The organism is Nonomuraea sp. NPDC049758, from assembly GCF_040674635.1.
Classification (GTDB): domain Bacteria; phylum Actinomycetota; class Actinomycetes; order Streptosporangiales; family Streptosporangiaceae; genus Nonomuraea.
Genome location: NZ_JBFAMZ010000010.1, coordinates 136,099 through 162,314, shown reverse-complemented (window position 1 = coordinate 162,314; position 26,216 = coordinate 136,099). Strand labels below are relative to the sequence as shown.

General features: G+C 73.4%; 29 protein-coding genes. 13 read left to right on the top strand and 16 right to left on the bottom strand.

What is annotated here, in order from left to right; all coding sequences use genetic code 11:
- The first annotated feature begins 21 nt into the window (after positions 1 to 21).
- Complete coding sequence (locus AB0J46_RS26580) at positions 22 to 1,149, top strand: HupE/UreJ family protein (RefSeq protein WP_364336425.1); 1,128 nt, start codon at positions 22 to 24, stop codon at positions 1,147 to 1,149.
- On the opposite strand, the gene AB0J46_RS26575 is transcribed toward AB0J46_RS26580, so the two are convergent.
- Positions 1,106 to 2,080 (bottom strand): hypothetical protein, encoded by a 975-nt coding sequence (locus AB0J46_RS26575; protein ID WP_364336423.1) that lies wholly within the window; start codon positions 2,078 to 2,080, stop codon positions 1,106 to 1,108. The genes AB0J46_RS26580 and AB0J46_RS26575 overlap by 44 nt on opposite strands.
- Positions 2,081 to 2,170: 90 nt before the next feature.
- Here AB0J46_RS26575 and AB0J46_RS26570 point away from each other — a divergent pair, with 90 nt between their 5' ends.
- Positions 2,171 to 2,623 (top strand): MarR family transcriptional regulator, encoded by a 453-nt coding sequence (locus AB0J46_RS26570; RefSeq protein ID WP_358294878.1) that lies wholly within the window; start codon positions 2,171 to 2,173, stop codon positions 2,621 to 2,623.
- Positions 2,620 to 3,369: an SDR family oxidoreductase gene (locus AB0J46_RS26565; RefSeq protein WP_364336421.1), complete on the top strand. Its 750-nt coding sequence runs from the start codon at positions 2,620 to 2,622 to the stop codon at positions 3,367 to 3,369. Before AB0J46_RS26570 ends, AB0J46_RS26565 begins: the two co-directional genes overlap by 4 nt.
- Positions 3,370 to 3,381: 12 nt before the next feature.
- Here AB0J46_RS26565 and AB0J46_RS26560 read toward each other — a convergent pair whose 3' ends face one another.
- On the bottom strand, positions 3,382 to 3,846 hold the full coding sequence (locus AB0J46_RS26560) for an AAA family ATPase (protein WP_364336419.1): 465 nt from the start codon (positions 3,844 to 3,846) through the stop codon (positions 3,382 to 3,384).
- 84 nt (positions 3,847 to 3,930) lie between these two features.
- Here AB0J46_RS26560 and AB0J46_RS26555 point away from each other — a divergent pair, with 84 nt between their 5' ends.
- On the top strand, positions 3,931 to 4,269 hold the full coding sequence (locus tag AB0J46_RS26555; RefSeq protein ID WP_364336417.1) for a hypothetical protein: 339 nt from the start codon (positions 3,931 to 3,933) through the stop codon (positions 4,267 to 4,269).
- Entirely contained in the window at positions 4,262 to 4,789 is a 528-nt protein-coding gene (locus AB0J46_RS26550; RefSeq protein ID WP_364336416.1) for a TetR/AcrR family transcriptional regulator, read from the top strand. The genes AB0J46_RS26555 and AB0J46_RS26550 overlap by 8 nt, the downstream gene beginning before the upstream one ends.
- Positions 4,790 to 4,804: 15 nt before the next feature.
- Here the strand turns inward: AB0J46_RS26550 and AB0J46_RS26545 are convergent, their stop codons facing one another.
- A complete protein-coding gene (locus tag AB0J46_RS26545) occupies positions 4,805 to 5,350 on the bottom strand; it encodes a helix-turn-helix domain-containing protein (RefSeq protein ID WP_364336414.1) in 546 nt (181 codons plus the stop codon).
- A 92-nt stretch (positions 5,351 to 5,442) separates the two neighbouring features.
- Here AB0J46_RS26545 and AB0J46_RS26540 point away from each other — a divergent pair, with 92 nt between their 5' ends.
- A complete protein-coding gene (locus AB0J46_RS26540; RefSeq protein WP_364336412.1) occupies positions 5,443 to 6,351 on the top strand; it encodes a TIGR03620 family F420-dependent LLM class oxidoreductase in 909 nt (302 codons plus the stop codon).
- Between the two features lie 40 nt (positions 6,352 to 6,391).
- Here the strand turns inward: AB0J46_RS26540 and AB0J46_RS26535 are convergent, their stop codons facing one another.
- On the bottom strand, positions 6,392 to 7,273 hold the full coding sequence (locus AB0J46_RS26535; RefSeq protein WP_364336410.1) for a hypothetical protein: 882 nt from the start codon (positions 7,271 to 7,273) through the stop codon (positions 6,392 to 6,394).
- Between the two features lie 99 nt (positions 7,274 to 7,372).
- Here AB0J46_RS26535 and AB0J46_RS26530 point away from each other — a divergent pair, with 99 nt between their 5' ends.
- A complete protein-coding gene (locus tag AB0J46_RS26530) occupies positions 7,373 to 7,537 on the top strand; it encodes a DUF6203 family protein (RefSeq protein ID WP_364336408.1) in 165 nt (54 codons plus the stop codon).
- On the opposite strand, the gene AB0J46_RS26525 is transcribed toward AB0J46_RS26530, so the two are convergent.
- Genes AB0J46_RS26525 through AB0J46_RS26515 form a run of 3 tightly spaced genes read right to left on the bottom strand, consistent with a single transcriptional unit; the run spans position 7,534 to position 10,503 of the window.
- On the bottom strand, positions 7,534 to 8,232 hold the full coding sequence (locus tag AB0J46_RS26525; protein WP_364336406.1) for a phosphatase PAP2 family protein: 699 nt from the start codon (positions 8,230 to 8,232) through the stop codon (positions 7,534 to 7,536). The genes AB0J46_RS26530 and AB0J46_RS26525 overlap by 4 nt on opposite strands.
- The gene (locus AB0J46_RS26520) at positions 8,219 to 8,944 is read right to left on the bottom strand and encodes a phosphatase PAP2 family protein (protein ID WP_357980818.1); all 726 of its coding nucleotides are present in this window, start codon (positions 8,942 to 8,944) and stop codon (positions 8,219 to 8,221) included. Before AB0J46_RS26520 ends, AB0J46_RS26525 begins: the two co-directional genes overlap by 14 nt.
- Positions 8,944 to 10,503 carry a phospholipase D family protein gene (locus AB0J46_RS26515; RefSeq protein WP_364336404.1) on the bottom strand — a complete coding sequence of 520 codons (1,560 nt, stop codon included), beginning with the start codon at positions 10,501 to 10,503 and terminating at the stop codon, positions 8,944 to 8,946. The genes AB0J46_RS26520 and AB0J46_RS26515 overlap by 1 nt, the downstream gene beginning before the upstream one ends.
- A gap of 64 nt (positions 10,504 to 10,567) precedes the next feature.
- On the opposite strand from AB0J46_RS26515, the gene AB0J46_RS26510 reads away from it, so the two are divergent.
- Positions 10,568 to 11,446: a diacylglycerol kinase family protein gene (locus AB0J46_RS26510; protein WP_364336402.1), complete on the top strand. Its 879-nt coding sequence runs from the start codon at positions 10,568 to 10,570 to the stop codon at positions 11,444 to 11,446.
- On the opposite strand, the gene AB0J46_RS26505 is transcribed toward AB0J46_RS26510, so the two are convergent.
- Positions 11,443 to 12,771, bottom strand: coding sequence for an MFS transporter (locus AB0J46_RS26505; RefSeq protein ID WP_364336400.1), 1,329 nt, complete (start codon positions 12,769 to 12,771; stop codon positions 11,443 to 11,445). The genes AB0J46_RS26510 and AB0J46_RS26505 overlap by 4 nt on opposite strands.
- Positions 12,772 to 12,906: 135 nt before the next feature.
- Between AB0J46_RS26505 and AB0J46_RS26500 the strand changes: the two genes are divergently transcribed.
- Positions 12,907 to 14,406, top strand: coding sequence for a cobyric acid synthase (locus tag AB0J46_RS26500; protein WP_364336398.1), 1,500 nt, complete (start codon positions 12,907 to 12,909; stop codon positions 14,404 to 14,406).
- Here AB0J46_RS26500 and AB0J46_RS26495 read toward each other — a convergent pair.
- Entirely contained in the window at positions 14,376 to 15,425 is a 1,050-nt protein-coding gene (locus AB0J46_RS26495) for a 1-acyl-sn-glycerol-3-phosphate acyltransferase (RefSeq protein WP_364336396.1), read from the bottom strand. The two genes, AB0J46_RS26500 and AB0J46_RS26495, sit on opposite strands and share 31 nt — an antisense overlap.
- Before the next feature lie 40 nt (positions 15,426 to 15,465).
- The gene (locus tag AB0J46_RS26490) at positions 15,466 to 16,287 is read right to left on the bottom strand and encodes a patatin-like phospholipase family protein (RefSeq protein WP_364336394.1); all 822 of its coding nucleotides are present in this window, start codon (positions 16,285 to 16,287) and stop codon (positions 15,466 to 15,468) included.
- Between the two features lie 99 nt (positions 16,288 to 16,386).
- Here AB0J46_RS26490 and AB0J46_RS26485 point away from each other — a divergent pair, with 99 nt between their 5' ends.
- From AB0J46_RS26485 to AB0J46_RS26475, 3 genes are read left to right on the top strand one after another with little or no spacing between them, the layout of a single operon-like run.
- Positions 16,387 to 17,298 carry an ABC transporter ATP-binding protein gene (locus tag AB0J46_RS26485; protein WP_364336392.1) on the top strand — a complete coding sequence of 304 codons (912 nt, stop codon included), beginning with the start codon at positions 16,387 to 16,389 and terminating at the stop codon, positions 17,296 to 17,298.
- Positions 17,276 to 18,067 carry an ABC transporter permease subunit gene (locus AB0J46_RS26480; RefSeq protein WP_364336390.1) on the top strand — a complete coding sequence of 264 codons (792 nt, stop codon included), beginning with the start codon at positions 17,276 to 17,278 and terminating at the stop codon, positions 18,065 to 18,067. The genes AB0J46_RS26485 and AB0J46_RS26480 overlap by 23 nt, the downstream gene beginning before the upstream one ends.
- The gene (locus AB0J46_RS26475) at positions 18,067 to 19,080 is read left to right on the top strand and encodes a helix-turn-helix domain-containing protein (RefSeq protein ID WP_364336388.1); all 1,014 of its coding nucleotides are present in this window, start codon (positions 18,067 to 18,069) and stop codon (positions 19,078 to 19,080) included. Before AB0J46_RS26480 ends, AB0J46_RS26475 begins: the two co-directional genes overlap by 1 nt.
- Here AB0J46_RS26475 and AB0J46_RS26470 read toward each other — a convergent pair.
- From AB0J46_RS26470 to AB0J46_RS26455, 4 genes are all read right to left on the bottom strand, one after another.
- The gene (locus tag AB0J46_RS26470; protein WP_364336386.1) at positions 19,071 to 19,691 is read right to left on the bottom strand and encodes a LysE family translocator; all 621 of its coding nucleotides are present in this window, start codon (positions 19,689 to 19,691) and stop codon (positions 19,071 to 19,073) included. The genes AB0J46_RS26475 and AB0J46_RS26470 overlap by 10 nt on opposite strands.
- Positions 19,692 to 19,708: 17 nt before the next feature.
- A complete protein-coding gene (locus tag AB0J46_RS26465) occupies positions 19,709 to 20,656 on the bottom strand; it encodes a quinone oxidoreductase (protein ID WP_364336384.1) in 948 nt (315 codons plus the stop codon).
- Positions 20,657 to 21,076: 420 nt separating this feature from the next.
- Positions 21,077 to 22,006: a virginiamycin B lyase gene (locus AB0J46_RS26460; RefSeq protein WP_364336382.1), complete on the bottom strand. Its 930-nt coding sequence runs from the start codon at positions 22,004 to 22,006 to the stop codon at positions 21,077 to 21,079.
- Positions 22,000 to 23,562: an ABC-F family ATP-binding cassette domain-containing protein gene (locus AB0J46_RS26455; RefSeq protein ID WP_364336380.1), complete on the bottom strand. Its 1,563-nt coding sequence runs from the start codon at positions 23,560 to 23,562 to the stop codon at positions 22,000 to 22,002. Before AB0J46_RS26455 ends, AB0J46_RS26460 begins: the two co-directional genes overlap by 7 nt.
- Before the next feature lie 170 nt (positions 23,563 to 23,732).
- On the opposite strand from AB0J46_RS26455, the gene AB0J46_RS26450 reads away from it, so the two are divergent.
- Positions 23,733 to 24,269, top strand: coding sequence for a TetR/AcrR family transcriptional regulator (locus tag AB0J46_RS26450; RefSeq protein WP_358294836.1), 537 nt, complete (start codon positions 23,733 to 23,735; stop codon positions 24,267 to 24,269).
- A 76-nt stretch (positions 24,270 to 24,345) separates the two neighbouring features.
- On the opposite strand, the gene AB0J46_RS26445 is transcribed toward AB0J46_RS26450, so the two are convergent.
- Complete coding sequence (locus tag AB0J46_RS26445) at positions 24,346 to 24,495, bottom strand: hypothetical protein (RefSeq protein ID WP_358294834.1); 150 nt, start codon at positions 24,493 to 24,495, stop codon at positions 24,346 to 24,348.
- Between the two features lie 43 nt (positions 24,496 to 24,538).
- Positions 24,539 to 26,206, bottom strand: a complete 1,668-nt coding sequence (locus tag AB0J46_RS26440) for a serine/threonine-protein kinase (RefSeq protein ID WP_364336378.1) — start codon at positions 26,204 to 26,206, stop codon at positions 24,539 to 24,541.
- Positions 26,207 to 26,216: the final 10 nt, after the last annotated feature.

The window sequence follows — 26,216 nt, the reverse complement described above, 5'->3', positions numbered from 1 at the left end:
CTGATCCTGGAGACCCGAGACATGCCTCGCTGGCGCTGGCCGTACGCCGTCGTCCTGGCCGTCATCCTCTGCGCGGCGCTGGCCGACCTGCTGCATCCCGCCCCCGCGGCGGCGCACGACGCGACCACGAAGGCCCACGCCGAGGTGACCGGCACGGCCACCGACGTCAGGGTCGTGCTCGACCTGGAGTACGACCTGCTGATGAAGTCCGCCTGGCTCTACGCCGAGGCGTACGACGCCAAGGAGCGGGCCGAGCAGCTGCAGCAGCTCGCGGCCAACCGCGACGCCGTGTTCGGCTACGTCACCCGCCGCTTCGCCGTCGCCCGCGCCGACCGGCCGTGCGTCCCCCGGCAGGTGGGCGGGGCGGACGTGCACCCGCGCGGCAAGGCCGCCTTCGCCACGCTGACCCTCGCCTACGCCTGCCCGGCGGTGGACGGGGGCGGGCACACGATCTCCAGCGCCCTGTTCCCCGACGCCGAGACGTTCGTCCACAGCACCCAGACGCTCCTGCGCTACGACCTCGCCGGCGAGCGGGGCTCGGCCGTCCTGACCGCCGCGAGCCCGGCCCTGCGTTTGGCCGAACGGGCGGCGGCCGGCCAGATCGGGGAGTTCTTCCTGCTCGGCGTCGAGCACCTCGTGCTCGGGCTGGACCACGTCTTCTTCCTGCTCACCCTGATCATCGGCGCCCGCGGCGCGCGTGACGTCGTGGTCACCGCCTCGGCCTTCACGGTCGCCCACAGCATCACGTTCCTGCTGGCCGCCATGGGCGTGGTGGCCGTGCCGGCGGCGGTGGTCGAGCCGGTCATCGCCGCCTCGATCGTCGTCGTCGCGCTGGCGAACCTGCTGGGCCGCGACCGGCCGGGCGCCTGGCGGCTGCCCGTCGTCTTCGCCTTCGGCCTGATGCACGGGCTGGGGTTCGCGGGCGCGCTCGACATCCGCGAGAGCGGGTCGTGGGAGCTGCTGCTGTCGCTGCTGAGTTTCAACGTCGGGATCGAGGTGACCCAGCTCGCGATCATCGCCGTGCTCTTCCCGCTGCTGGTGCTGCTGCGGCGGACGGCCGCGGCCCGCTGGACGGTGGCCGCGGTGTCGCTGTCCATCGTGGCGGTCAGCCTGTACTGGTTCCTCGACCGGATCCCGCTCCCGCTCTGAGCGCCCACAGGCGGCCGGCTCCCCAGGCGAGCAGGGCCAGCACGCCGACCAGCAGGTATTCGATGGCCGGGATCCTGATCGCCTCGTTCGTGCCGGCCAGGTCGCCGCGCAGGGCGTACACGGCGAGCAGGGCCGCCGCGTAGCAGCCGGTCAGCGCCCAGCGGACGGCGCGGGACAGGCCCAGGCCGTGCATCTGGGTGATCACGAAGACGCCGAGGAAGCCGAACAGGAACATCGGCCACAATCCGTCCGGGCCCGAGGTCATGACGGCCACCAGGGTGCCGTGGACCACGACGGCCAGCTCCAGCGTCACCGTCCAGTAGCGGTTGGTGTGCGCCCTGGTGAGGAAGAGGCTGCCCTGGAGCAGCAGCAGGAACATGTAGAAGAAGCCGATCAGGTGGCCGGGCGTGGACTCGGCCGGGTGGTACCAGAAGGTGTAGACCGCCGCCCAGCTGAACAGGTAGCCGTGGTACCGGCGGGCGAAGTCGACGATCTCCCGCCTGATGGGCGCGGGCCGGCCGAGGAACAGGCCGCGCCGCCGGTTCTCCATGATCAGGACGACGACCAGCAGGAGGACGACCGAGCCCTGGGAGCTGTAGATCGACACGTCCTGGGCCAGGCCGTCGTAGAACAGGTGGGTCTGCACGGTGTGCAGGGCGACGAACCCGGCGTTCACCGCCAGCGCGACGACGTTGACCGGGTGGAGGCCGGCGGAGTAGCGGCGGACCCGGGTCTGGGCGTGGTGGATGAGCCACCAGAACACGAGCTGGTGGGCGGCGTAGCCGGCCCAGGCCGACAGCCTGGTCCACACGGTGGGCTCGGGCAGCTTCCAGTAGTACCAGGACGCGCCCTGGTCGGGCAGCAGCACGACGTCGTCCAGCCACCGGCCCAGGAACCAGATCAGCCCGGTCAGGACGGCGCTGGCGACCACCCCCGCGACGAGTACCGTCTCAGGACGGATCGCGGCTAACGTTTTCTTTCCACGATGGAATACTTCCACGATAGAAATATAAGGGGTGACATGACGGCCTATGACCTGATGGTCCTCATCCGCCGGCTCAACGTGGAGAGCGACCGGTTCGTGGAGGGCTTTGCGGTCGGGCACCGGCTGCACAGGACGGACATGAACGCCCTGGTGGTCATCCTCGACGCCCACCTCGCCGGCCGGCCGCTCTCGCCCGGGGGGCTGGGGGCCGCGCTGAACCTCTCCGCCCCCGCCACGACCGCCCTCCTCGGCCGGCTGGAGCAGGCCGGCCACGTCGTGCGGCGGCGCGACGAGGGCGACCGCCGCAAGGTCGAGGTCGTTCTGAACGAGCAGGCCGTCGAGCTGGCGGGCGCCTTCTTCGCGCCGCTCGTCCGGCGGCTCACCGCGGCGATCGACGCGTTCACCCCGGCGGAGCGGGAGGTCGTCGGCAGGTTCCTCGCGGACGCGATCGAGGCGACCGTGGCGGCCAGGAAGGAGCACGAGGCGTGAGCGCGTCCCGTTCGATCGTGATCACCGGCGGTACCCGCGGCCTCGGCTTCGGCCTCGCCCGCTCGCTGACCGCCCGCGGCCACCGGGTCACCGTGTGCGGCACCGACCCGGACCGCGTGGCCGCGGCGGGGGCCGAGCTCGGCGTGCCGGCCGTCGTGGCCGACGTCGCCGACCGCGCCCGCCTCCAGGACCTGTGGGACGAGGCCGTACGGCGGCACGGCCGGGTGGACATCTGGGTCAACAACGCCGGGATCTCCCACGGCCGCCTCCCGCTGTGGCGGCTGCCCGCCGCCGAGGCCCGCGCGGTGACCGAGGTCAACCTGCTGGGCACGGTCAACGGCTGCGCTGTGGCGGTGGCGGGCATGGCGGCGCAGGACGGCGGCGGCCACGTCTGGAACATGGAGGGGCTCGGCGGCGACGGCCGGACGGTGCCCGGACTCGCCGTCTACGGCGCCACCAAGCGGGCCGTGACGTACCTGACCAGGGCGCTGGCCAAGGAGGCCCCCGAAGGGGTGACGGCGGGCCTGCTCAGCCCCGGCATGGTGGTCACCGACCTGCTGACGCACGGCTACTCGGCGGCCGAGCGGGAACGGTCGGCCCGCATCTTCGCGATTCTGGCCGACCCGGTGGAGACGGTGGCGCCGTGGCTGGCCGAACGGCTGGTCAGCCGGGCACGGAACGGCGCCCACGTACGCTGGCTGACCCCCGCCAAGATCGCCTACCGCTTCGCCACCCGCCGCCCCTGACGCGGCTTCGGCTCAGCCGTCCTGCCTGCGGACGAGGAAGCCGCCGCGGCCGTCGAACTCCACCGCGTACACCGCGTCGAAGCCGTCGGAGGCGCGTGGCCGGCGCAGCCGTCTGAGGGTGGCGAAGACGCCCACCTCGGGGACCCGGGCCCGGCCCGTGCGCTCGGCGTTGCGCTGGAGGGAGCCCTTGACGTTGGGCGGGAACCAGTAGGCCACCACCCGCGCGCCGTGCTCCCGGCCGGCCACGATGAGCGGCTGCCACTCCTCGGGCGAGGCGTTGGTGTTGTCCACGGCCACGTTCCGGTCCTCCTCCAGCGCCTCGCGGATCAGCCGGAGCTGGCGGTGCTGACGGCGGCGCGCGTTGGGGAAGTCGTCCTTGCTCACGTGCGCGTGCGTGGTGGCCAGGCAGCGCCGGTAGAAGGTGGACTTGCCGGAGGCCTGCAGGCCGATGAGCACGGCCACCTCCCGATCGATCATGGTTCCACCCTATTTGGTGCTGGACAGGCTAACGTCGTTAGCTTAGAGTTTGGCTAACAGCGTTAGCTTCTGAAGGAGGTCATCATGACCGCGGTGACCGTCAGGCGGGTGGCCGGCCGTTCCGGGTGGGCTGTGCTCGCCGCCTTCTGCCTGGCGTTCCTCGTCTTCGAGGTGGTCAAGCACGGGGGCGCCACGCCGGTCAGCTCGGCGTTGTTCGTGCTGGCGCCGTACGCGACCAGGTTCGGCGGGCCTGCGGTGGTGCACGACCTCGCCCACCGTCCGTGGATCCCGCTGGCCGTCCTGGTCGGATGCTCGGTCTCGCCGCTGGGCCGGGTGCCGGTCTTCACGGCGGGGCTGGCCTGGCTGACGTACGTCGCCGTCGCCCGGCTCCTCGGTCACGGCCCGAGGAGCGCGCGTGGCTGAGCTGTCGCCGCGCGCGGGGCAGATCGTCGCGGCGGCGCGGGAGCTGGTCGAGGCGGGCGGGGCGGACGCGCTGACCATGCGCGCGCTGGCCGCGCGGCTGGGGATCCGCGCGCCGTCGCTCTACAAGCACTTTCCCGACAAGTCCGCCGTGGAGGCCGAACTCATCGCCATCGCCCTCGCCGAGCTGGCCACCGCCCTGGAACGCGCCGAGCACGACGGCCGCGGGGGCGGGCTGGCGGCGCTCGGGCGGGCCTACCGGGCGTACGCGCTGGGTCATCCGCATCTGTACCGGCTGATGAGCGCGGGGCCGCTGCCGCGTGACCTGCTGCCCGCCGGGGTGGAGGAGCGGGCGGCGCTGCCGCTGGTCCGGATCGTGCGGGGCGAGGCCGCCGCCCGCGCGGTCTGGGGGCTGGCCCACGGCCTGGTCATGCTCGAACTCGACGGCCGCTTCCCGCCCGGCGCCGACATCGAGGCCGCCTGGACCGCCGGGATGTCCGCGTTCACGACGGCGGCCCGCTGAGGGTTCGCATGAGGTTCAGGGGCGGGGGTGAAGGCCGTCCAGGGTCAGGGTGAGGAGGCGGTCGGCGCGGGCCGGGTCGGGGGTGGCCTGGGCGATGCCCGCCGCCAGCTCGACCAGGTCGGCGACCTCGACGTCCGCGCGCACGGCCCCCGCCTCCTGGGCGGGCAGCAGCAGCCGGGTGGCGGCGGCGCGCAACATCGCCCAGCAGTCGACCCCCGCGCCGTCCTGGGTGAGCATCATCCGCGCCCCGAGCCCCCGGTCGGTCATGGCGTGCGCGACCAGCGACCGCAGCCAGGCCACCAGCGCCTCGCCGGGCGGCAGCTCCTCGCCCGCCTCCTCCGCCCGCGCGCACAAGCGGGTCAGCCGCCCCTCGAACACGGCCGCGAGCAGCGCCTCGCGGGTGGGGAAGTGCCGGTAGAGCGTGCCCGCCCCGACGCCGGCCCGTCTGGCGATCTCGTTGAGCGAGGCGTCGGGCCCCTCCTCGGCGACCACGGCGATGGCCGCCGCCACCAGTTGCTCGTAGTTGCGGCGCGCGTCGGCGCGCATGGTCCGTGCCGGCACTGGTCACTCCCGCGGGTTGAATCGGAGAACGTCTCCGATTATAGTCCCCGACGTAACCGGAGAAGTTCTCCGAATAGACGGGACGGTGACCCATGACCGACGACGGACCCCGCCTGGGCAAGGTGGGCCTGTGGACGTTCGCCCTCGAGGCCCACCCCGCCGGGGAGGCGCGCGAGGCCGCGGCCGAGATCGAGGAGCTGGGGTACGGCGCCCTGTGGTTCGGCGAGGGGTTCGGCCGCGACTCGGTGAGCCAGTCGTGGCTGCTGCTCTCGGCGACCAGCCGGATCACGGTGGCCGCCGGCATCGCCAACATCGCCCTGCGCGACCCGATCGCCATGGCCGCCGCCGAACGGTCGCTCAACGAGGCCCACCCCGGCCGGTACGTCCTCGGCCTCGGCGGCCACCGCATCAGCGACGGGCCGATCCAGATGGACGGCTACGCGATCCCGAGCCTGGGCCGGGCGGTGAGCACGATGGGCGGCTACCTCGACGCCATGGACGCCGTCCCGCTGGAATCGGCGGCCCCGGCGCACGCGCCGCGCCGCATGCTGGCCGCGCTCGGCCCGAAGATGCTGGACCTGGCGGCCCGGCGTACGCTCGGCGCCCACACGTACTTCGTGCCCGTCGAGCACACCGCGCGGGCCAGGGAGGCGATGGGGCCGGGCGCGTTGCTGGCCGTCGAGCAGGCCGTCGTCCTGCACCGCGACCCGGCCAGGGCCCGCGAGGTGGCCACGGAGCACGTCTCCTTCTACCGGACGGCGGCGCCCCACCAGGCCGCCAGCCTGCGCAGGCTCGGCTTCGGCGAGGACGAGATCGAGCACGGCAGCGACAGGCTGGTGGACGCGATCGTGGCCCACGGCGACGCGGCGGCGATCGAGAAGCGCGTACGGGCCCACCTGGACGCGGGCGCCGACCACGTGTGCCTCCAGGTCCTCACCGACCGCCCCGGCGACGTGCCCCTCCCGGAGTGGCGCGAACTGGCCGCCCTGACCTCCCTGTGACGACCACGCCCAGGCGGGCGCGGGCCATGCGCGTGCGGGCTCAGTCTGCGGCGGCCCGGTAGCCGGTGGCGCGGAACAGGAACGACGCCCACGACCGGTAGGGCCGCCACGATTCGGCGAGCTTGCGGTAGGCGCTCGCGGGGGCGTCCTCGGGCAGCCCGTACGCCTCGCGCAGGATGCCGAACAGCCGGGGTTCGTCGCCGGGGAACGCGTCGGGCGCGCCGGCGCCGCGGATCAGGATCAGCCCGGCCGAGAACGGTCCCACGCCGGGCAGCGCGCGCAGTTCGGCCAGGGCGTCCTCGGGGGTGAGCGAGCGCAGGTGCTCGGTGGTGAGCACGCCGTCGAGCGCCGCCTGCGCCAGGCCGCGCAGCCACTCCTCCTTCTGCGCGGGCAGGCCGAGACCGCCCGCGTCCACCAGGCTCACGGGCGGCGGGAACGCCTGGTACGCCTGCCCGTCCACGGTGACGGCGGCGCCGTACCGGTCGGCGATGCGCTGCTTGACGCGCGAGGCAATCAGCATCGAAGAGCGCTGCACGATCACCGCCCAGCAGGCCGCCTCCCACGGGCTCCAGAAGCACACCGGCCGCAGCCCGGGGCGGTCCCGCTGCACGTCGCCGAGCACCGGGTCGGCCGCGCCGAGCTCGGCGAAGCCGGTGGCGTCCACGTCGAGGGAGAGGATGCGCGCGATCTCGCCGCGGATCGCCGGGCCGGGGGCGCGGGTGGTGGTGACGGCGACGCCGCCGGGGGCGCCGGTGACGCTCACCCCGATCGGCAGCCAGTCGGACTCGGCGCAGTAGGCGAAGCGCAGCGTCCGGCCGTCGGAGGGCAGCGCGCTGGTGGCCGGCCAGTCCTCGACGAAGCGCAGCGCGGCGCCGAAGTCGAACGGGCCCTTCGCGGTGAGCGTGAATCCGTGCGTGGTCATGGGCCGTATGGTAGGCGCCGCGGCGGCATGGTCCCTGGTGGGGCCGGGCCTTCGCATCACGCGGCCTGGCGGGGGCAGCGGGCGGGCATGAGGAAGTTCATGAAGATCTTCGTGGCGCGCTGGCTGGCCCGTACCCCCTGGGGGCTGGCGATCATGGCCGCCCTCTACCTGCTCGGACGGCGGAGGAGGCAGGCCGGGCGGCCCGCCGGACGGCCGACCGGCCGCCGGCGGGCGCGCCGCGGGCCCGCCCACCACCGCCGCTAGTCCCCGACGGAGGCGGGACGCCGGCGGTCGCCCTCCGCGGCCGCCGGCCGTCTGTCCCAGGTCCGGTAGAGGACGGACCGCGCGGCCACCACCACGCAGAACACCCCGAGTAGCAGCCCCCACGTCACGTCCGAGAAGAAGTGCATGCCGCGGTAGAGCCGGGAGAAGGCGACGATCAGCGGGGCGGCGATCCCGATCGTCCAGATCACCACCTGCAGCGCCCGGTTGCGCACGTGCGTCGTCAGCACCAGCGCCAGCCCGCAGTAGAACGCGACGGCGGCGCTGACGTGCCCCGAGGGGAAGCTGGAGGTGGGCGGCGCGGGGTCGAGGTGGGGCACCGGCGGACGGCTGCGGCCGACGGGCTCGGTGGTGGCCAGGAAGACCAGCGACTGGCCCCAGACCGCCGCGATCATGAAGATCGACTCCCGCCAGCGCTTGTAGACCAGCCGGAACAGGATCACCGCCACCGCCGTGAAAGCCACGACGTAGGGCGTGTCCGACAGGCTGGTGCCGTAGTCGGTGAGCGTGTTCCACAACGACGTGCGGATGGAGGCGAAGTCCTTGCTCACGGCCACGTCGCCGGGCTGCGGGACGCCGACGATGAGCAGCCCCATGCCGTACGTGACGGCGCCCATCAGCACCAGAGGTAACACCAGCGACAGCGCGTAGTACCGGACATGCTCAGCTTTGCTCATCGGGCACCTTCACCGGTTCGGGTTCCATACCTTCGGTCAGCGGCGCGGTGGGCCGGCGGCCCGTGTCGCGCCGCCACGTCTCGAACGCCGCCGCGGTCGCGGCGATCACCGCCACGCCCAGCACGACCCCCGCCACGACGTCGCTCACCCAGTGCACGCCGAGGGCGATCCTGGTGAAGCCCACCGAGACCACCACGAAACAGGCCAGCACCCAGGCGAGCCGGCGCCCCCACCGGGGCAACATCGGCAGCAGGAGCAGGGTGACGACCCCGGCCCCGAGCGTCACGTTGACCGCGTGGCCGGAGGGAAAGGAGTCGCCGGGCGCCAGCGCGACGGGGTCGGGCAGGTGCGGCCGCACCCGGGCGACGAGGATCTTCAGGCCGAGCCCGATCAGGCCGCCCGCGGTCACGGTCGTGATCGCCCACAGGGCCAGCCGGCGCCTGCCGTGCATCAGCAGCCAGACGGTGAACGCCGCCACCGCGACGCGCCACGGCCACGGCCCGAACAGGTCGGTCCAGACGATGAGCACCCTGGTCACGCCGGGATGGGCGAGCGCGTACTCGTGCAGTTCATGGGCCACCCCGGCGTCCAGCCGGTTGAGCGGCATCTTGGCCACGACGAGCAGCAGGGAGAACGGGATCATGATGAGCGCGACGGCGAACGCCGCGACCGTCATCCGTGGTCCCAGCCTGTCGAGCAGGAATGTCTTCATCAGAACCTCCGCGATCTCCGCAGCTCCGGCGGCCGGCCGTCGGGGTCGACGGCGAACCGGTAGAGCGGCATGGCCATCGCCCTGCGCACCCGGGACAGCGTGGGGGCCGGGTGCGGGCGTAACCGGCCGGACGGGCGCGGGCCCCGGCAGCCGGCCGAGTGCCAAGCCTCCAGCCGGGCCGCCGACCCGGCGAACGCGTCGAACGCGGCGACCGGGTCGCACAGCTCGTCCCGGCCGGACTCCGACTCCTCGTCCAGGTGCTCGGCCATGAGCGCCAGCCGCAGGTCGCGGGCGAACCGCAGGGCGCCGTGCGGCGGCCTCGGGTCCTCCCGCTCGTCCAGGACGGCGCAGCTCAGCTCCGAGTCGTAGGTCCACGAGCGCAGGTTGACGTTGTCCGACCCGACCGACGCCCACACGTCGTCCACCACGCACACCTTGGCGTGCACGTAGACGGGGGTGCCCTGGTGGTTCTCCAGGTCGTAGATCGCGACCCGGTCGCCGCCGGCCCTCATCAACCGGTCCAGCGCCTCGACCCGGCCGATCAGGCTCGCCGGGCCGGCCAGCCAGCCGTCCTGGTCGGGGTGGCGGGGCACCACGATGATCATGCGCAGCTCCGGCTCGCGCTCCAGCGCCTGGGCGAACGGCTCGATCACGTCCGTGGACCACAGGTACTGGTCCTCCAGGTACACCAGCGACCGGGCCCTGCCGAGCACCTTGTGGTAGGCGTGCGCGATGCTGCGCTCGCCGTCCGGCGCGAACGGGTACGCGCTGTGCCGGGCGGGATAGGTGCGCAGGAGCTGGACGTGGTGCGTGCCCGCCCGCGGGGGCGGCGGGCCCGGGTCGGGCAGCGGGGGAGCGTTGTCCAGCTTGCTGAAGTGGTCGCGCAGGCGGCGCAGCGGGTCCCTGGTCTCGGGGGCCGGGTCCTCCCAGCGCTCGCAGAAGGTCTTCTCCACCTCGGCGACCGCCGGTCCGTGGATGGCGAGCTGGATGTCGTGCCAGGGCGGGCGGGGGCCGTACACGTCGGGCATCGGGCAGGACTGCGGGTCGCCCAGGTGCTCGGCGTCGTCGCGGCGGCTGTGGCACAGGTCGATGCCGCCGACGAAGGCCACGTCCGCCGAGGGGTCGCGGTCGTGGCGGAGGATGACGAACTTCTGGTGGTGCGAGCCGCCCGGTTTGGTCCGGGTGTCCAGCAGCGCCTGCCCGTGCGCGTTCTCGATCTTCTCGCCCAGGTGCCGGTTCTCGGCCGCGCTGAACCGCAGGCGGTCCAGGTGGGAGCGCCAGATGAGGCCCCTGACGACGGCGCCGCGCTCGGCCGCTGCCCCGAGGGCGGCGCTCACCGTGGGGCCGTCGTCGGTCAGCCGCTCGTCGGGGTCGCCCCGCCAGTCGGCGAACAGCAGCAGGTCGTCCTTGCGCAGTGCTTCCAGACAGCTCTTCAGCTCGGCGAAGTACGTGGCGCCGTGGATCAGCGGCCGTACGTCGTTCCCGCTGGACCACGCGTCGAGGCCGGTCGCCCGGTTGTCGCGTTCCTCCTCGGTGAGGAACCAGTCCTGGATGCGCATTCGGCCACCGCTACCCGCACAAAAGCCATTAATAACCCGGCAAAGCCCGGGTAGTGCGGGAGGAGTGTCCCCCACTATCGCGGTTGTCGCACATCAGAAGAAGATCCTCGGCGCCGGCCTGGACCGGCTGCGCGTGCTGCTCACCGAGCGGGACGTCGGCGAGCTGATCTGGCACGAGGTGCCCAAGAGCAAGAAGGCGCCCAAGAAGGTGCGCAAGGCGCTCAAGGCGGGCGCGGAGCTGGTGTTCGTCTGGGGCGGTGACGGCATGGTGCAACGCTGCGCCGACGCCATGGCCGGCTCCGGCGTGCCGATGGCGATCCTGCCCGCCGGGACGGCCAACCTGTTCGCCGGCAACCTGGGCATCCCCAACGACCTGGAGGAGTCCGTACGGATCGGCTTCGAGGGCCGCCGTGCCGAGCTGGACCTCGGGGTGCTCAACGGCGAGCACTTCGCGGTCATGGCCGGGGCCGGGTTCGAGGCCGAGATGATCGCCGAGGCCGACGGCAAGGCCAAGCGGAAGTTCGGCAAGCTGAGCTACGTCAAGGCCGCCGTCCGGCACGTCGGCGGGCCCCTGGTGCCGATGACGGTCAAGGTCGACGGGGCCACCTGGTTCGAGGGGGAGGCGAGCTGCCTGCTGCTCGGGAACGTGGGCACGATCGCCGGCGGGGTCGAGGCGTTCGACGACGCCCGGCCCGACGACGGCTGGCTGGAGGTCGGGCTGTCCACGGCCAAGGGGCCGATCCAGTGGGCCCGGGTGATGGGCAAGATGGCCGCCGGACGGTCGGAGGACTCGCCGTTCGTGCGCATCACCCGGGCGCGCAAGGTGTCGGCCCGGTTCGGCTCGCCGATGACGTACGAGCTGGACGGCGGCGACCGCGAGGCCACCACCAAGATCAAGGCGAAGGTGGCCCCGGGCGCGCTGACCGTCTGCCTGCCGTCCTAGCCGGCGCGGGCGGCGTCCATGACCCGCCCGGCGTCGCGCTCGAAGGAGGCGCGGGCGCCGAGCGTCAGGAGGCCGCCCACGATCATGGGGACGACCAGCAGGTACATGCCGCCGATCAGCGAGCCGAACCGGTCGGAGGCGATGCCGACGACGAGCGAGCCGAACGCCCCGGCCGCCGTGATGAGCAGTTGCAGGACGGCGAAGCCGAGACCGCGCGCGGCGGCCGGGACGACGTCGGCCAGGCAGGCCGTCATGTTCGGGATCGCGATCGACATGAGCGAGCAGGCCAGCAGGACCAGCGCGGTCATCGGGCCGATCGAGTCCATGGCCAGCGCGCCGGCCAGGACGGCCGCGCCCGCCGTGATGCCGCCGCCGCCGGCCAGCAGCCTGCCGCCCTTGCGGGTGCCGTGCCACCTGCGGCCCAGCCAGGAGCCGACCAGGGTGCCGGCCAGCGTCCCGGCGATGGTGATCAGGCCGCTCAGCGAGCCGGCGGCGCCGACGCCGACGCCGTACTCGCGGACCATGAGGGTGGGCAGCCAGTAGAAGATCCCGGCCAGGCCGAGGGTGAGCAGGCCCAGCCCGACGCAGACGAACAGCAGCGTCGGGATGCGGATGACCTGCCCGAACTGCTGCCAGAAGGGCGCCTTGGGCGCCGCGCTGCCCTCAGGCGACCCTGCGGTTTCTGCGGGGGCTCCGGCGACCATCCGGTCCAGGTGGCCGCGGCCCGGCTCGCGCAGGAACCACACGAGCACCGCCGTGAGCACGCCGGGCACCACCATCACCAGGAACGCGGTGCGCCAGGAGAACACCTCGGCCAGCACGCCGCCCAGCAGCGTGCCGATGCCGCCGAGGTAGGTCGTGACGCGGGTCAGCCCGTACGCCTTGGCCCGGCTGACCGGCGGGTAGTAGTCGGCGAGCAGGCTGCCGGCCGCCGGGTTGTCGATGTTCTCGGCCGCCGCGAGCAGCACCCGCATCAGGTAGAACATCACGAAGCCGGTGGCCAGGCCCGAGCCGAGCGTGGCGACGGCCCACAGCAGCACGACCACCGCGATGATCCGCGTGCGGCTGAACCGGTCGGCCAGGAAGCCCGCGGGCAGGGAGACGATCGCGGCGGCCAGCGCCGCGGCGGTCGGGATCGAGCCCGCGGCGGTGTCGCTGAAGCCCCACTCCTTCTGGACGAGCGGCAGCACCCCCGACAGCAGGTTGTACTCCATGCGGTCCACGAGCCCGACGATGAAGAGCACGACCAGCGGCGCCCAGCCGAACGGCGCCCTGGTCCGCGCGTCGATGACGCCGGCACGCGGCGAACCCAACGTCCTGACCATGCCCACCCTTCCCGTAGGAAAATCTAGAATGCTGTTCTAGGCGAACGTTCTAGCCAGAGTGGCAGAAGTCACACGATTCGTAAATGGGCGGTTTCTGGGAAATTTCGCAGTTTGGGGCTCATGTACGGTGATCGCATGAATCCTGGGCAGGTCACGGGCGCGATGCTGGTCGCCGGCACCACCTCCGACGCGGGCAAGAGCGTGGTCACCGCCGGGATCTGCCGCTGGCTGGCCCGCCAGGGCGTGCGCGTGGCGCCCTTCAAGGCCCAGAACATGTCGCTCAACTCCTACGTCACCGCCGGCGGCGCCGAGATCGGCCGCGCCCAGGCCATGCAGGCCCAGGCCGCCGGGCTGGAACCGGTCGCCGACATGAACCCCGTCCTGCTCAAGCCGGGCAGCGACCGCCGCAGCCAGGTCGTGCTCCTGGGCGAGCCCGTCGCGGACGTGGACGCCATGGAGTACGGCGCGCTGAAGGACCTCCTGCGGACCACCGCCCTGGCCTCCCTGGACCGGCTGCGCGCCCAGTACGACGTGGTGATCTGCGAGGGCGCCGGCAGCCCCGCCGAGATCAACCTGCGCCGCGGCGACATCGCCAACATGGGCCTGGCCAGGGCCGCCGGGCTGCCCGTCGTCGTGGTCGGCGACATCGACAGGGGCGGCGTGTTCGCCGCCTTCCACGGCACGGTGGCGCTGCTGGACGCGGCCGACCAGGCCCTCGTCTCAGGGTTCGTGGTGAACAAGTTCCGGGGCGCCCGCGAGCTGCTCGAACCCGGCCTCGACATGATCAGGAAGCTCACCGGCCGGTCGGTGTACGGCGTGCTGCCCTGGCTCGACGGCCTCTGGCTGGACGTCGAGGACTCCCTCGCGCTGGACAACCGCCGGGTCGCGACCGGCCGGCCGCTGGGCAGGCAGACGTTGCGCGTGGCGGTCGTCCGGCTGCCCCGGATCTCCAACTTCACCGACCTGGACGCCCTGGCCGCCGAGCCCGGCGTGGTGGTGCGCTTCGTGACCGACCCGGTCGAGCTGGACGACGCCGACCTGGTGGTGCTGCCGGGCTCGCGGGCCACGGTCGAGGACCTGGCCTGGCTGCGGCGCACCGGCCTGGCCGACGCCCTGCTCGCGCGGCGCGGGCCCGTCCTCGGGATCTGCGGCGGGTTCCAGATGCTCGGCCGGGAGATCGTGGACGAGGTCGAGTCGCGGGCGGGCCGGGTGGACGGGCTCGGGCTGCTGCCGGTGCGCGTCGAGTTCGCCCCGGACAAGCGGCTCGCCCGGCCGGCCGGGCAGGCCTACGGGCAGCCGGTCAGCGCGTACGAGATCCACCACGGGCGGGTGACGGTCGAGGGCGGCGAACCCTTCCTGGACGGCTGCCGCGCCGGCGACGTGTGGGGCACCACCTGGCACGGCGCCCTGGAGAACGACGCCTTCCGCCGGGCCTTCCTGGCCGACGTGGCCGAACGGGCCGGGCGCGCCTTCGTCCCCGCCCCGGACACCGACTTCGGCCGCCTGCGCGAGGCCCGCCTGGACGCCCTGGGCGACCTCATCGAGCAGCACCTGGACACCGACGCCCTGCTCGGCCTGCTTCGGGACGGCCCGGCCCCCGTGCCCTACCTGCCGCCGGGCGCCCCCTTGGCCTGATCCCGCCGGGCACGCTCGCCCTGGGCGGTGATCCAGGCGTCGATCTCCTCCCAGTGGGAGTAGAGCCAGCGGACCTGGCTCTCCCGGTCGTCCCTGGGCACCTCGGCCGCCGGCACCCGCCACCACCTGGCCGTGATCCGCGCGGCGTACGGCAGCCTGCGCCACACGTCGCCGATCGTGACGAGGTCGTCCAGGCCGGTGTGCGCGACGAAGACCACGTCGGCCTCCGGGCAGGCGGTGATCGCGGCGATGGCCCCGTTCGGGCGCGGCGGCAGCAGGTGGGTCATGCCGCGCGCCCGCTCCGCCTCCTCGGCCAGCCCCTTGTCCTCCAACCGGCGGATCGCCAGCCGCCGCCGGCGCGGGGTGAAGTTGCCGCCCTCGGGGAAGATCACCAGCGCGTCGCGGTCGTCCATGGTCGCCGACAGCCGCCGGATCTCCTCGATCACCCGCTCGCGTCCGGACCGCCGCGGCACGAAGGCGTTCGGCAGGCGGTTGACCACGACGTCGAGCGACGGGTCGTACTGGAGGGCGGCCTTCATGACGATCCGCGGGTGCCGTCCGTACACCGCCAGCAGGTGATAGATCAGCAGGAAGGAGTCGCCCGGCCCGGCGTGCCGGGAGAGCACCACGACCGGGCGGCTCAGCCGGGCGGCGCGCTCCTGCGGGGTCGGCGCGGGCTCCTCGACGTCCACGGTCAGCCGGAAGATCCGCACCGCCGCCGCGTACACCTTGGCCAGGAACCAGCGGATCAGCGCGTAGTGCCGCTCCTGGCGCCGGGCCCGCCCGAACGCCCCCGACAGCCACAGCCCGAGGCACGCGATGAGCACCGCCGACTCCAGCGTCAGCCAGGCCGCGCCGAACCAGACGAACCGCAACCCCCTGCGCTGCGGCGGCGGCAGCCGCAAGGACGCCCCGAACGTGACCAGCAACCACAGCGGCAACGTCACCAGCACCACCACGGTGACCACGATGACGAGCGGAGCCAGCACGATCCGGCGCACGATACGCGGTGGGATCAACGGCGCCTCCCTGAGGTCTACCTGCCCTGAGGCCCTACCTTCATCCTCCTCTTGTCCGCAGATAGTGCGAAGAAGCCTGGTACGCCCGCTCGATGTAGGTGGAGATCTGGGACAGGTCGCGGTAACGCAGGGTGGACAGCGGCGCGGCGACCCCGGCGGGCAGCACGTGCACCTCCACCCCCGGCGGCAACGAGGCCATCTCCTCGGCGAACCGGTAGCGCCGCGCGATCTCGAACGCCACCATCCCCACCTCCCAGAACCGACGGGGCGCGGTCAGCGGGCGCTCGATCCGGCCGACGTGCAGCACGTAGACCCGCCTGGCCCCGAGCTGCACGGCCCGCCCGACGGGGATGCTGTGCACCAGCCCGCCGTCGAAGAAGTGCTCCCCGCCGATCTTCACCGGCGGCAGCAGCCCCGGCACCGCGCACGACGCCAGCACCGCCTCCACCAGCGGCCCGCTGGCGAACCAGTGGGCCGCGGCCCGCTCCACCGAGGCCGCCACGCACTGGAACGGCACCGCCAGCTCCTCGATCAGCTCCGTGCGCACCGTCCCGGCCAGCACCTCCCGCAGGGGACCGTTGGGATGCAGGTGGGTGCCGGTCCTGGCCAGCGTGGACAGCCGCGTCACCCACGACCCGGCGAACGCCGTGCGCACGACGTCGGACCGCCACAACGAGGTCAGCCGGTCGACCGCCCGCGCGGGGTCGGCGGCGATGAGCGCGCCGTTGAGCGCGCCCACCGACGTGCCGACGACCACGTCGGGCCGGATGCCGAAGTCGTCGAGCGCCTGGAGCATGCCCACCTCGTGAGCACCCAGCACGCCACCGCCACCGAGCACGAACGCCGTCTCCACGTTCCTCACCCTGCCCATTCTCGTTGCCGTGTCCCGGCAGAAAACCGGCCATGACGCTGCCGACTTCGGCCAGTGACCCCACCGCCGCCCCGGCGGGACGATTCCGGCATGACAGCAGTGGTACAGGCCGAAGGGCTGACCAAGTACTACGGCGGGCGGCGCGGCCTCGAAGACCTCACGCTGGAGATCCGGCCCGGCGAGATCTTCGGCTACCTCGGGCCCAACGGCGCCGGCAAGACCACCACGATCAGGTTGCTGCTCGACGTGATCAGGCCCACCCGCGGCACGGTCCGCGTGTTCGGCCACGACCCGCGCACCGCCGCCACCCGCGCCCGCATCGGCTACCTGCCCGGCGAGCTGGCGCTCGAAGGCCGCGACCGGGCCCGCGACTACCTGGGCTTCCTCGGCCGCGTGCGCGGCGGGGTGCCGGGCAGCCGCATCGAGGAACTGGCCGAACGGTTCGACGCCGACCTGTCGGTGCCGATGCGCAAGCTCTCCAAGGGCAACAGGCAGAAGGTCGGGCTGATCCAGGCGTTCATGCACGAGCCGGAGTTCCTCATCCTCGACGAGCCGACCAGCGGGCTCGACCCGCTCGTCCAGCAGGAGTTCCTGGCCATGGTCCGGGAGGTGCGGGCGGCCGGCCGGACCGTGCTCATGTCCTCGCACGTGCTGGCCGAGGTGGAGAGCGTCTCCGACCGGGTCGGCATCGTCCGCGCGGGCCGCCTGGTGACCGTGGAGAACGTGGCCGCGCTGCGCGAGAAGGCCGTGCGCCGGATGGAGCTGCACTTCGACGCCCCGGTGCCGGCGTCGGCGTTCGAGGGCCTGCCGGGGGTGCGCGACCTGCGCGTGGAGGGCGCCAGCGTCCGGTGCACGATCGACGGCCGCCCGGACGCCCTGGTCAAGGCCGCCGCCCGGTTCACCGTCGTCCACCTGGTCAGCGCCGAGCCCGACCTGGAAGAGATCTTCCTGACCTACTACAGCGAGGAGGACCGCCACCATGATCGCCAAGAGTCTGCGTGACCACCGCCGGGCCCTGATCTGGTGGACCGTCGGCATCAGCGCGTTCATGGCCCTCTACATCAGCATCTTCCGCAGCGTCAGCCAGGACCCGAGAACGTTCAACCAGCAGGCCCTGGCCAAGTACCCCGGTCCGCTCAGGGACCTCATGGGCGGCATGCCCGACCTGGCGCTCGGCGTCAACTTCCTGCAGACGGTCGTCTACCAGCTCTTCGTCCCGATGTTGTTCGTCGTGCTCGCCACCATGCTGGCCAACCGGGCGATCGCCCAGCCGGAGGAGGCCGGGACGCTGGAGCTCGTCGTCACGCTGCCGGTGGACCGCAAGCGGCTGGTGCTCCAGCGGTTCTGCGCGCTGGCGCTGGCGCTGCTGGCGGTGTTCGCCGTGACGCTGGCCGTGGCGTGGGCGGCCGGGGACGCGGCCGAGCTCGGGGTGCCGTTCGACCGCGTCCTGGCCGCGCACGTCGGGGTGCTGCTGCTCGCGCTGTTCTTCGGCACCGTGGCCCTGACCGTGGGGGCGGTGACCGGCCGCAGGATGATCGCCTCGTCCGTCGTCGGCGTGTGGGTGGCGGCCGGGTACATCGTCGTCACGCTCGGCCGCGGCGTGGCGGCCATCGCCTGGCTGAAGTGGCTCTCGCCGTTCCACTACTACGCCGAGGGGCGGCCGCTCTATGAGGGCCTGCCGGTCGGGGACTACCTTGTGCTGGCGGGAGCGACGGCAGTGCTCGCGCTCACCGCGATCCTGTCCTTCGACAGGCGTGACGTAGGAGTGTGATGGTGCTCTCCAGGATGCCCGCCGACCTGCTCGGCGGGCATCGCCAGGTGCTGGCCGGGGCGGCCGCCGGGCGTCCGCCCTCGCGGGCGGCGCTCGACGCCTGCCGCGCCGACGGCACGCGCGCCGCCGAGCAGGGCGTCCCGCTGCGGACGCTGGTCGACGGCGCGCTCGCCGCCGCCGAGGGACTGCCGGACGTGCTGCCCGCGCTGCGCAGGGCCGTCTCGGCGCTCATGGAGGGGTACGAGCTGGCCCAGCTCGCCGCCCTCAGAGGCGAGGAGACGGCCCGCAGGGAGTTCGTGGACGACCTGCTCCAGGGACGGGCCGAGCGGCTGGCCGAACGGGCCGAGCACTTCGGCCTCCGGCTGGCCGAGTCGTACGTGGTGGCCGCCGCCCGCGGGCTGCGCGACGGGGACGAGGACCGCATCGAGCGCGACCTGATCGCCCGGTTCGGCTCGCACAACGTGCTGGTGGCGGTGCGCGAAGGGCTGCTGGTGTGCGTCGTCCCCGCCACGCTGCCCGCCGCCGTGGGGGAGTTCACCCATCACGTACGCGCCCGCTTCCCGGCCGGGTGGCGGGTCGGCGTCGGACGGCCGCACCGCGGGCCGGGCGGCGTCGTGACCTCCTTCAGGGAGGCGGCCGGGGCGCTGGAGCTGGCCGACGCGCTGCGGCTCACGCTCGACGTGGTCAAGGCCGCCGACCTGCTGGTCTTCCCCGTGCTGCTGCGCGACCGCGGCGCGATCGAGGACCTGGTGACCAGCGTGCTGAGCCCGCTGCTGCACGCCAGGGGCGGGCACGAGCCGCTGGTCGAGACGCTGGAGGCGGTCTTCGCCGCGCACGGCAACCAGGCGGCGGCCGCCCGCAGGCTGCGGATCAGCCCGCGGGCGGTGACGTACCGGCTGGAACGCATCCGCCGGCTGACCGGCTTCTCGCCCGACGACCCCACCCAGCGCTTCACCCTGGAGACCGCGGTCCTGGGCGCGCGGCTGCTGGACTGGCCGTGGGATCAGTCGTGAAGGGCGAGCCGGAGCCCGAACCCGACGATGACCACGCCGGTCACCCGGTCGAGGATCCGCCGTACGCGGGCCGACCGCAGGACGTCGCTCATCAGCGAGGCGAACCCGATCAGCACCGCGCTCCAGGCCAGCCCCTCGGCCACGTGCACCCCGGCCAGCAGCAGCCCCATCGCCGCGTGCGGCGCGCCGGCCGGGATGAAGTGCGGCAACATCGCCACGTAGAACGCCCCCACCTTGGGGTTGAGCAGGTTCGTGAGCAGGCCGCGCCGGAACCCCTTGCCGAACCCGAACGCGCGCTGCCCGTCCTCCTCCTCGCCCGCCCGCGCCTTGGCGAGGAGCATGCGCACCCCCATCCACACCAGGTACGCCGCGCCCGCCCAGCGCAGGACGTCGTAGGCGAAGCGCGAGGCCGCCAGCAGCGCCGACAGCCCCGCCGCGGTGAGCACGCCCCAGACCAGCGTGCCGAGCTGGATGCCCAGCACCACCCCCCAGGCCGCGCGCCTGCCGGTGAGCAGCGACGTGCGCAGGGTGAGAGCCGTGTCGAGCCCCGGCGTGATCGTCAGGAGCGCGACGACGGCAGCGAACGACCAGACTGCCGCATTGATGTCCACAAGGGGCGAGCGTAGCGCTAGGGAATCAACAGCAACTTTCCGGTCGTACGCCGGGCGGCCAGGTCCTCCTGGGCCCGTCGCGCCTCGGCCAGCGGGTAGCGCTCGGACACGTTGATCCTGAGCTGCCCCGAGGAGATCCAGCCGAACAGGTCGGCGGCCCGCCAGAGCAGCTCCTCGCGCTCGGCGACGTAATGGACCAGCGTGGGCCTGGTCAGGAAGAGCGAGCCGGCGCGGTTGAGCACCTGCGGATCGAACGGCGGGACCGGGCCGCTGGCCGCGCCGTAGAGGGCCATGAGCCCGCGCGGGCGCAGCGCCTCCAGGCCGCCGTCGAACGTCGTCCTGCCGACGCCGTCGTAGACGACGTGGATCCGGCCGCGCAACGCGTCGGCGAAGTCGTCGTAGCCCAGCACCTCGTCGGCGCCGGCCGCGCGGGCCAGCTTCTCCTTCTCCGGCGTGGAGACCGTGCTGTAGACCTTGGCGCCGCGCAGCTTGGCGACCTGGATCAGCAGCTGGCCCATGCCGCCGGCGCCGGCGTGCACCAGCACCTGGTCGCCCTCTTTGACGTCGTACGTCGAGTGGGTGAGGTAGTGGGCCGTCATGCCCTGGAGCATCGCCGCCGCCGCCAGCTCGGCGGACACGCCGTCGGGCACCGGCACCAGCCGGTCGGCCGGCACCACCGCCTTCTCCGCGTAGCTGCCCAGCACGCCGGCCCAGGCCACGGTGTCGCCGACGGCCGGCCCGTCGACCCCCGGGCCGACGGCCGAGACCACGCCGGCCCCCTCGGACCCGATCGGGGTCGGCACCGGGAGCGGGTAGGCGCCGGAACGGTGGTAGATGTCGATGAAGTTGACCCCGCTGGCCGCGACGTCGACCACGACCTCCCCGTCACCCGGCACCGGATCGGGACGCTCGACGTATTCGAGAACCTCTGGACCGCCCTGGGCGGAGACGATGATGGCATGCATCCCCCCAGTCAACCCCGCCCCACCCCCCACCGCCACCCCAGCCCCACCGCACCACCGGGGGGATCCGGGGGCAACACCTGCCACGATCGCCGGGGCCAGGCCGCCACCTGGACCCACGCCACCCCGGACCCGCCGCGCCGCCAGGGGGGCCGGGGCCGTCAGCACCTGCCACGATCGCCGGGGCCAGGCCGCCACCCGCACCCACCGCCACCCGCACCCACCGCCACCCGCACCCACCGCCACCAGGACCCGCCGCGCCGCCTGGGGGATCCGGAGGCCGTTTGTACCCGCCATGGTCGCCGGGGCCACACCGCCCGCGGCTCACCGGCTGGGCGCAACCGTCACTGGTCGGGCGCAACCGTCACCGGCTGGGCGCGGCCGTCATGGGTCAGGTGGGGTGGTCACCAGTTGGGTGTGTCGTCACTGGTCGGGGGTGGGCGAGGGGGGCGGGATGCGGGCCAGGGCGCCGGCTTCCAGGGCTACCCAGATCGCTCCGTCGGCGCCGACCGTCAGCCCGTGCGGCTCGCTGCCGACGGCGGCGCCCGGCTCGCCCTGCCCGGCGGTCGCGGACGACGGCACCGGCACCGGCACCGTGGGCAGCGGGTGCTCCTCGATCGCGCCGTCGACCGTGATGCGGCCGAGACGCCCGGCGGCCCACTCGGTGAACCAGAGCGCGCCGTCGGGACCGGCCACGATGGCGTGCGGACGGCAGGCCCGATCGGGCAGCGGGAACTCGGTGATCTTCCCGGCCGGATCGATCCGGCCGACCTGCCCCGCGCCGATCTCCACGAACCACACGGCCCCGTCGGGCCCGAGCGTGATGCCCACGGGGGCGGCACCCTCGGTGGGCAGCGGATGCACGGTGACCTCCCCGGACAGCGAGATCCGGCCGACGGCGTGGCCCTGGTTGATCGAGAACCAGAGCGCGTCGTCGCCGCCCACCGTGATGAAGGCGGGCATACCGCCCTCCACCGGCACGTCGAAGTCGGAGCGCTCGCCGTCGGCGCCGATACGCCCGATGCGTCCGCTGCTCATCTGGGTGAACCACATCGCCCCGTCGGGCCCGGCGACGATCCCGTACGGCGAGTCGGCCGCGTACGCGGTGAGCTGGCCGTCGCCGGTGATGCGGCAGACCCGGCCGCCCTTGCCCTCGGTGAACCACATCGCGCCGTCGTGGCCGGGCACGATCACGCCGGGCTGCCCGTCGGCCGGGTCGAGCTGGTGGATCACCGGCTCGTGCCCCGGCACCAGCCTGCCGACACAGCCCTGATGGACGAGCGTGAACCAGAGCGCGCCGTCGGCGGCGGTGGCCACGCCGTAGGGCGAGCCCGCGGAAATCATGGTCAACATACGTGTCCCCCTGTCAGTCGGATCTCGGTGCCCGTGAAACGGCGCCTCAGCGCCCGGTCGTGCGTGACCATGACCACCGCCCCCTGGTAGGCGGCGAGCGCGTGGTCGAGCTCGTCGGCCAGGACGGGCGACAGATGGTTGGTCGGCTCGTCGAGCAGCAGCAGGTCGTGCTCCCTGATGAGTAGCCTGGCCAGCGACAGCCGGCGCCGCTGGCCGACCGAGAGCTCGCCCACCCGCCGGTCGAGCGCGTGCGCAGGGAAGAGGCCGGTGTCCAGCAGGGCCGCGCGCCGCTCGTCGGCGTAGCCGTCGTGCCCGAACGCGGCGAGCACGGCCAGGCCGGGGTTGAGGTCGTCGTCCTGGGGGAGGTGGCCGGCCCGGCACCCGGCGCGCTCGGCCAGGACCCGCAGCAACGTGGACTTGCCCGCCCCGTTGGGCCCGCTCACCAGCACCCGCTCGCCCGCCCGGACGGTCAGCGACCCGACGTGGAGCCGGTCGCCGACGTGCACGTCACGCAGCTCCACCAGGGGCACGGACGCATCCGGACCGTCGCCCGCCGGACCGTCGCCCGCCGGACCGTTGCCCGCCGGACCGTTGCCCGCCGGAGCGGGAGCGCGGAAGGCGGCCCGGAAGCGGAGCGGGGCCGGTGGGCGGGGGACCGGGTCGTCCTCCAGGCGGCGCAGCCGCTCGTGGGCGTTGCGCACCCGGGCGGCCACCGAGCTCTGGACGCGGCCCGCGTTGCGGTCGTAGGCCATCTTGTTGTTGTCCCTCATGGCCCGCCCGGCCGCCACGCGATGGGCGGTGGTGGCGGCGTGCTCGCGCACCTGCCGGACCTCCTCGCACCAGGCCGCGTACGCCTGCTCCCACCGCGCCCGTGCCGCCGCCTTGGCGGCCAGGTAGCCGCTGTACCCGCCGCCGAACCGGGTGACGGCCCCCTCCTCGACCTCCAGGACGGCGGTGGCCACCCGGTCGAGGAAGACCCGGTCGTGGGAGACCACGACCACCGGCCCCCGGTGACCGCGCAGCCGCTCTTCGAGCCAGGCCAGCGCCGGCTCGTCGAGGTGGTTGGTCGGCTCGTCGAGCAGCAGCGTGGCCGGGTCGGCGGCCAGCACGCAGGCCAGACCCAGCCGGGCGCGCTCACCGCCGGACAGGCTCGACAGCACCCGGTCACGGGCGACGTGCGCCAGGCCGAGGCCGTGGAGGGCCCTGTCGATGCGCGCGTCGGCCGCGTAGCCGCCGCGGGCCTCGTAGGCGGTCAGCAGCTCGCCGTACTCGCCCATGACGTCGTCGGTGAGCGCCGACTCCAGCTCGCGCAGCCTTCGCTCCATGGCCCGCAGACCGGCGAGCGCGTGGTCGACCGCCTGCTGGACGGTGTGATCGGGCGGCAGGCCGAGCGTCTGGCCGAGATGGCCGACATCGCCGGTGATGATGATCTCACCGTCGTCGGGCTGTTCGACGCCGGCCAGCAGTCGGAGCAGGGTGGACTTGCCGGAGCCGTTCTCGCCGACGACGGCCAGGCGCTCGCCGGGGCCCACGGACAGGGACACATCGGTGAGCACGACGCGGTCGCCGTACGACTTGCCGAGCCTTCGGACGTTGATCAGGATGGAACTCCAATCGCAACTGTTGTAGCTTTAGTTTGGCACACGTGAAGCCGCAAACGCAACTGGAGTAGGTTTTGGAACCGAGCAGACGTCCTGGAGGGCGCAGCGCGCGAGTTCGCGACGCCGTGCGCCAGGCGACCCTGGCCGAGCTGGCGGCCCATGGCTTCCGCGGCCTGACGGTCGAGAACGTGGCCGAGCGGTCGGGCGTGCACAAGACCACCGTCTACCGGCGGTGGGGCAACGTGGAGGGCCTCATCTCCGACGCCCTGGAGCTGGCCAAGGACGAGCCGTGGCCGATCCCCGACACCGGCTGCGTCGAGGGCGACCTGCGGGCGGTCGTCCAGCTCGTCCGCGGCGGGTTCGCCGACCCGGAGCTGGGGCCGGTGTCGTCGGCGTTCGTGGCGGCGGCCGTCCAGAGCCCGGAGGCGGCGCGGGCCCTGCACGAGTTCTTCGCCGCCCGGCACGACCAGTCGGCCGAGGTGGTGCGGCGCGCGATCGCCCGTGGCGAGCTGCCCGACGTCGTCGACGTCCGGGAGGTGATCAGGGTGGCCGTCGCCCCGGTCTACTACCGGCTGTTCGTCGCGCACGAGCCGGTGAGCGAGCGGGACGCCGACCGCGCCGCCGACGCCGCCCTGGCCGCCGCCCGCGCCGGGATCCTCTGAGAACCCCGATCAGAGCGGCGGCCGGAACGAGCAGCCGATGGAAGCGGCCGCCCGGGAGAGGTGGCCGGGGGGATGGTCAGTGGCGACGGGGGCGGAGCCGGTCGAGGAAGCGCCGGGCCTTCTCCTGGTTCTGCGGGTCTCGGGCCATGCGCTTGGCCTTCTCGACGGTCTGCCTGCCTTCAGGGCTGCGCAGGTACGCGCGCACCCGGTCCATGAGCTTCGCCATCCACACCCCCTACCCCGATGGCCGCCGGGAAAGCGGGACTGGCCTAGGGCTCCTTCTGCCCCCGCAGCTCGAAGTCGTCGAACGTCATCTTCAGCGACGACTCGCTGTCCTTGGGCGTACGCGCGAACAGCCCGACGTACCCGTTGCCGAGCCCGTTGGGGTCGTCGGCCTGCTGCACCCGTTTGTCGTTCACCCACATCGTCAGCCGCACCCCGGCGCCGCGCTGCTCGCACGAGGCCACGATGCGGATCCGGCCCTCCGGCTTGGCCACCTTGGCGGGCTGGGTCAGCGTGCCGCCCGCGCCGTCGTACACACGGCGGATCCGCGCGTTCCCCTCGGTGTCGAGGCCGAACTCGTAGTAGGTGTCGTCGTCGTCGGAGTTGTGGCAGTAGATGCCGTACTCGCCGCTGCCGGCGTACTCCCGGATCTCGGCGGTGACGCCGACGACCACCGACGACGGCAACATCGGCGTGGGCGTGGCCGAGGGGTCGGGGGTGTTCGTGGGCGTGGCGACGAGGAAGGGGATGGGGGCCTTCGCCCACTGCTCCTCGCGGCCGTCCCCCACGTCGAGCCCGTACGTGCCGTCCGTGCGGTAGCCCTTGCTGCCCGTGGCGTCGGGGTCGTAGGTGCCGAGCCAGCCACCGGAGGTCTGCGTGAAGTCCTCGCGGTACAGGACGCCCAGGTCGTCGGGCGGTCCGCTCGGAGTGAGCACCGCCCAGGCCGTCGCCGCGGCGGCCACCAGCACCGCCGCGGCGGCCGCGCCGATCCCGAGCAGCCTGCCGCGCCGCTTCGCCGCCGTGTCGGCCGTGTCGGCCGTGTCGGCCGCAGTGTTGGCCGCAGTGGGCGCGGCCTCGGTGAACGGCGTGGTGGCGTGCTGCCAGGCCACCTGCACGGTGTGCGCCGCCTGCTCGGGCGCCGCCGAGCGGCCCACGAGGTGGTCGAGCAGCTGCTGCGCGGTGGGCCGCGCGGCGGGGTCCTTGCGCAGCGCGGCCCCGACCAGCTCGCGCAGGCCGGGATCGACGTCGTCGAGGCGGGGCTCGGTGTTGAGCACCTGGTAGACGATGGAGGGCAGCGTGTCGCCGCCGAACGGCGCCCGTCCGCTCGCCGCGTACGCGATCAGGCAGCCCCACGAGAACACGTCGCAGGCGGGCGAGACCGGCTCGCCGCGCAGCACCTCGGGGGCCATGTACCGGGGCGTGCCGACCAGCTCGCCGGTGCCGGTGACGCCGCCCAGCGTGTCGAGCGCCCGCGCGATGCCGAAGTCGATCACGCGCGGCCCGACGGGGGACAGCAGCACGTTCGACGGCTTGAGGTCGCGGTGGACCACCCCGGCGCCGTGGATGGCGGTCAGCGCGGTGGCCACGCTGACGGCCAGCGCGTCGAGGCTGGACCCGCGCAGCGGCCCCGACTGGCGTACGGCCTCCTCCAGATTGGGGCCCGGCACGTACTCGGTGACCACGTAGAGCAGGTCGCCGTCGAGCGCGGCCTCGATCACCGCGGCGGTGCAGAACCTGCGGACGCGGCGAGCGGCGTCGGCCTCCCGGCGGAAGCGCATCCGGAACTGCTCGTGCTGGCTCAGCTCCGGATTGATCACCTTGATGGCGACCCGCTGCCCAGTGGGATCCTCGGCGAGGTGGACCGTGCCCATGCCGCCCCGCCCGAGCACGCTCAGCAGCCGGTAGCGCCCGATCTGGGATATATCACCGCTCACGGCGGCCCAG

Excerpts from the sequence above, each read along its gene's own strand:
- AB0J46_RS26580 (WP_364336425.1), top strand. The coding sequence starts at position 22 with ATGCCTCGCTGGCGCTGGCCGTACGCCGTCGTCCTGGCCGTCATCCTC.
- AB0J46_RS26570 (WP_358294878.1), top strand. The coding sequence starts at position 2,171 with ATGACGGCCTATGACCTGATGGTCCTCATCCGCCGGCTCAACGTGGAG.
- AB0J46_RS26560 (WP_364336419.1), bottom strand. The coding sequence starts at position 3,846 with ATGATCGATCGGGAGGTGGCCGTGCTCATCGGCCTGCAGGCCTCCGGC.
- AB0J46_RS26555 (WP_364336417.1), top strand. The coding sequence starts at position 3,931 with ATGACCGCGGTGACCGTCAGGCGGGTGGCCGGCCGTTCCGGGTGGGCT.
- AB0J46_RS26540 (WP_364336412.1), top strand. The coding sequence starts at position 5,443 with ATGACCGACGACGGACCCCGCCTGGGCAAGGTGGGCCTGTGGACGTTC.
- AB0J46_RS26535 (WP_364336410.1), bottom strand. The coding sequence starts at position 7,273 with ATGACCACGCACGGATTCACGCTCACCGCGAAGGGCCCGTTCGACTTC.
- AB0J46_RS26530 (WP_364336408.1), top strand. The coding sequence starts at position 7,373 with ATGAAGATCTTCGTGGCGCGCTGGCTGGCCCGTACCCCCTGGGGGCTG.
- AB0J46_RS26525 (WP_364336406.1), bottom strand. The coding sequence starts at position 8,232 with ATGAGCAAAGCTGAGCATGTCCGGTACTACGCGCTGTCGCTGGTGTTA.
- AB0J46_RS26520 (WP_357980818.1), bottom strand. The coding sequence starts at position 8,944 with ATGAAGACATTCCTGCTCGACAGGCTGGGACCACGGATGACGGTCGCG.
- AB0J46_RS26515 (WP_364336404.1), bottom strand. The coding sequence starts at position 10,503 with ATGCGCATCCAGGACTGGTTCCTCACCGAGGAGGAACGCGACAACCGG.
- AB0J46_RS26505 (WP_364336400.1), bottom strand. The coding sequence starts at position 12,771 with ATGGTCAGGACGTTGGGTTCGCCGCGTGCCGGCGTCATCGACGCGCGG.
- AB0J46_RS26500 (WP_364336398.1), top strand. The coding sequence starts at position 12,907 with ATGAATCCTGGGCAGGTCACGGGCGCGATGCTGGTCGCCGGCACCACC.
- AB0J46_RS26485 (WP_364336392.1), top strand. The coding sequence starts at position 16,387 with ATGACAGCAGTGGTACAGGCCGAAGGGCTGACCAAGTACTACGGCGGG.
- AB0J46_RS26480 (WP_364336390.1), top strand. The coding sequence starts at position 17,276 with ATGATCGCCAAGAGTCTGCGTGACCACCGCCGGGCCCTGATCTGGTGG.
- AB0J46_RS26475 (WP_364336388.1), top strand. The coding sequence starts at position 18,067 with ATGGTGCTCTCCAGGATGCCCGCCGACCTGCTCGGCGGGCATCGCCAG.
- AB0J46_RS26465 (WP_364336384.1), bottom strand. The coding sequence starts at position 20,656 with ATGCATGCCATCATCGTCTCCGCCCAGGGCGGTCCAGAGGTTCTCGAA.
- AB0J46_RS26460 (WP_364336382.1), bottom strand. The coding sequence starts at position 22,006 with ATGTTGACCATGATTTCCGCGGGCTCGCCCTACGGCGTGGCCACCGCC.
- AB0J46_RS26445 (WP_358294834.1), bottom strand. The coding sequence starts at position 24,495 with ATGGCGAAGCTCATGGACCGGGTGCGCGCGTACCTGCGCAGCCCTGAA.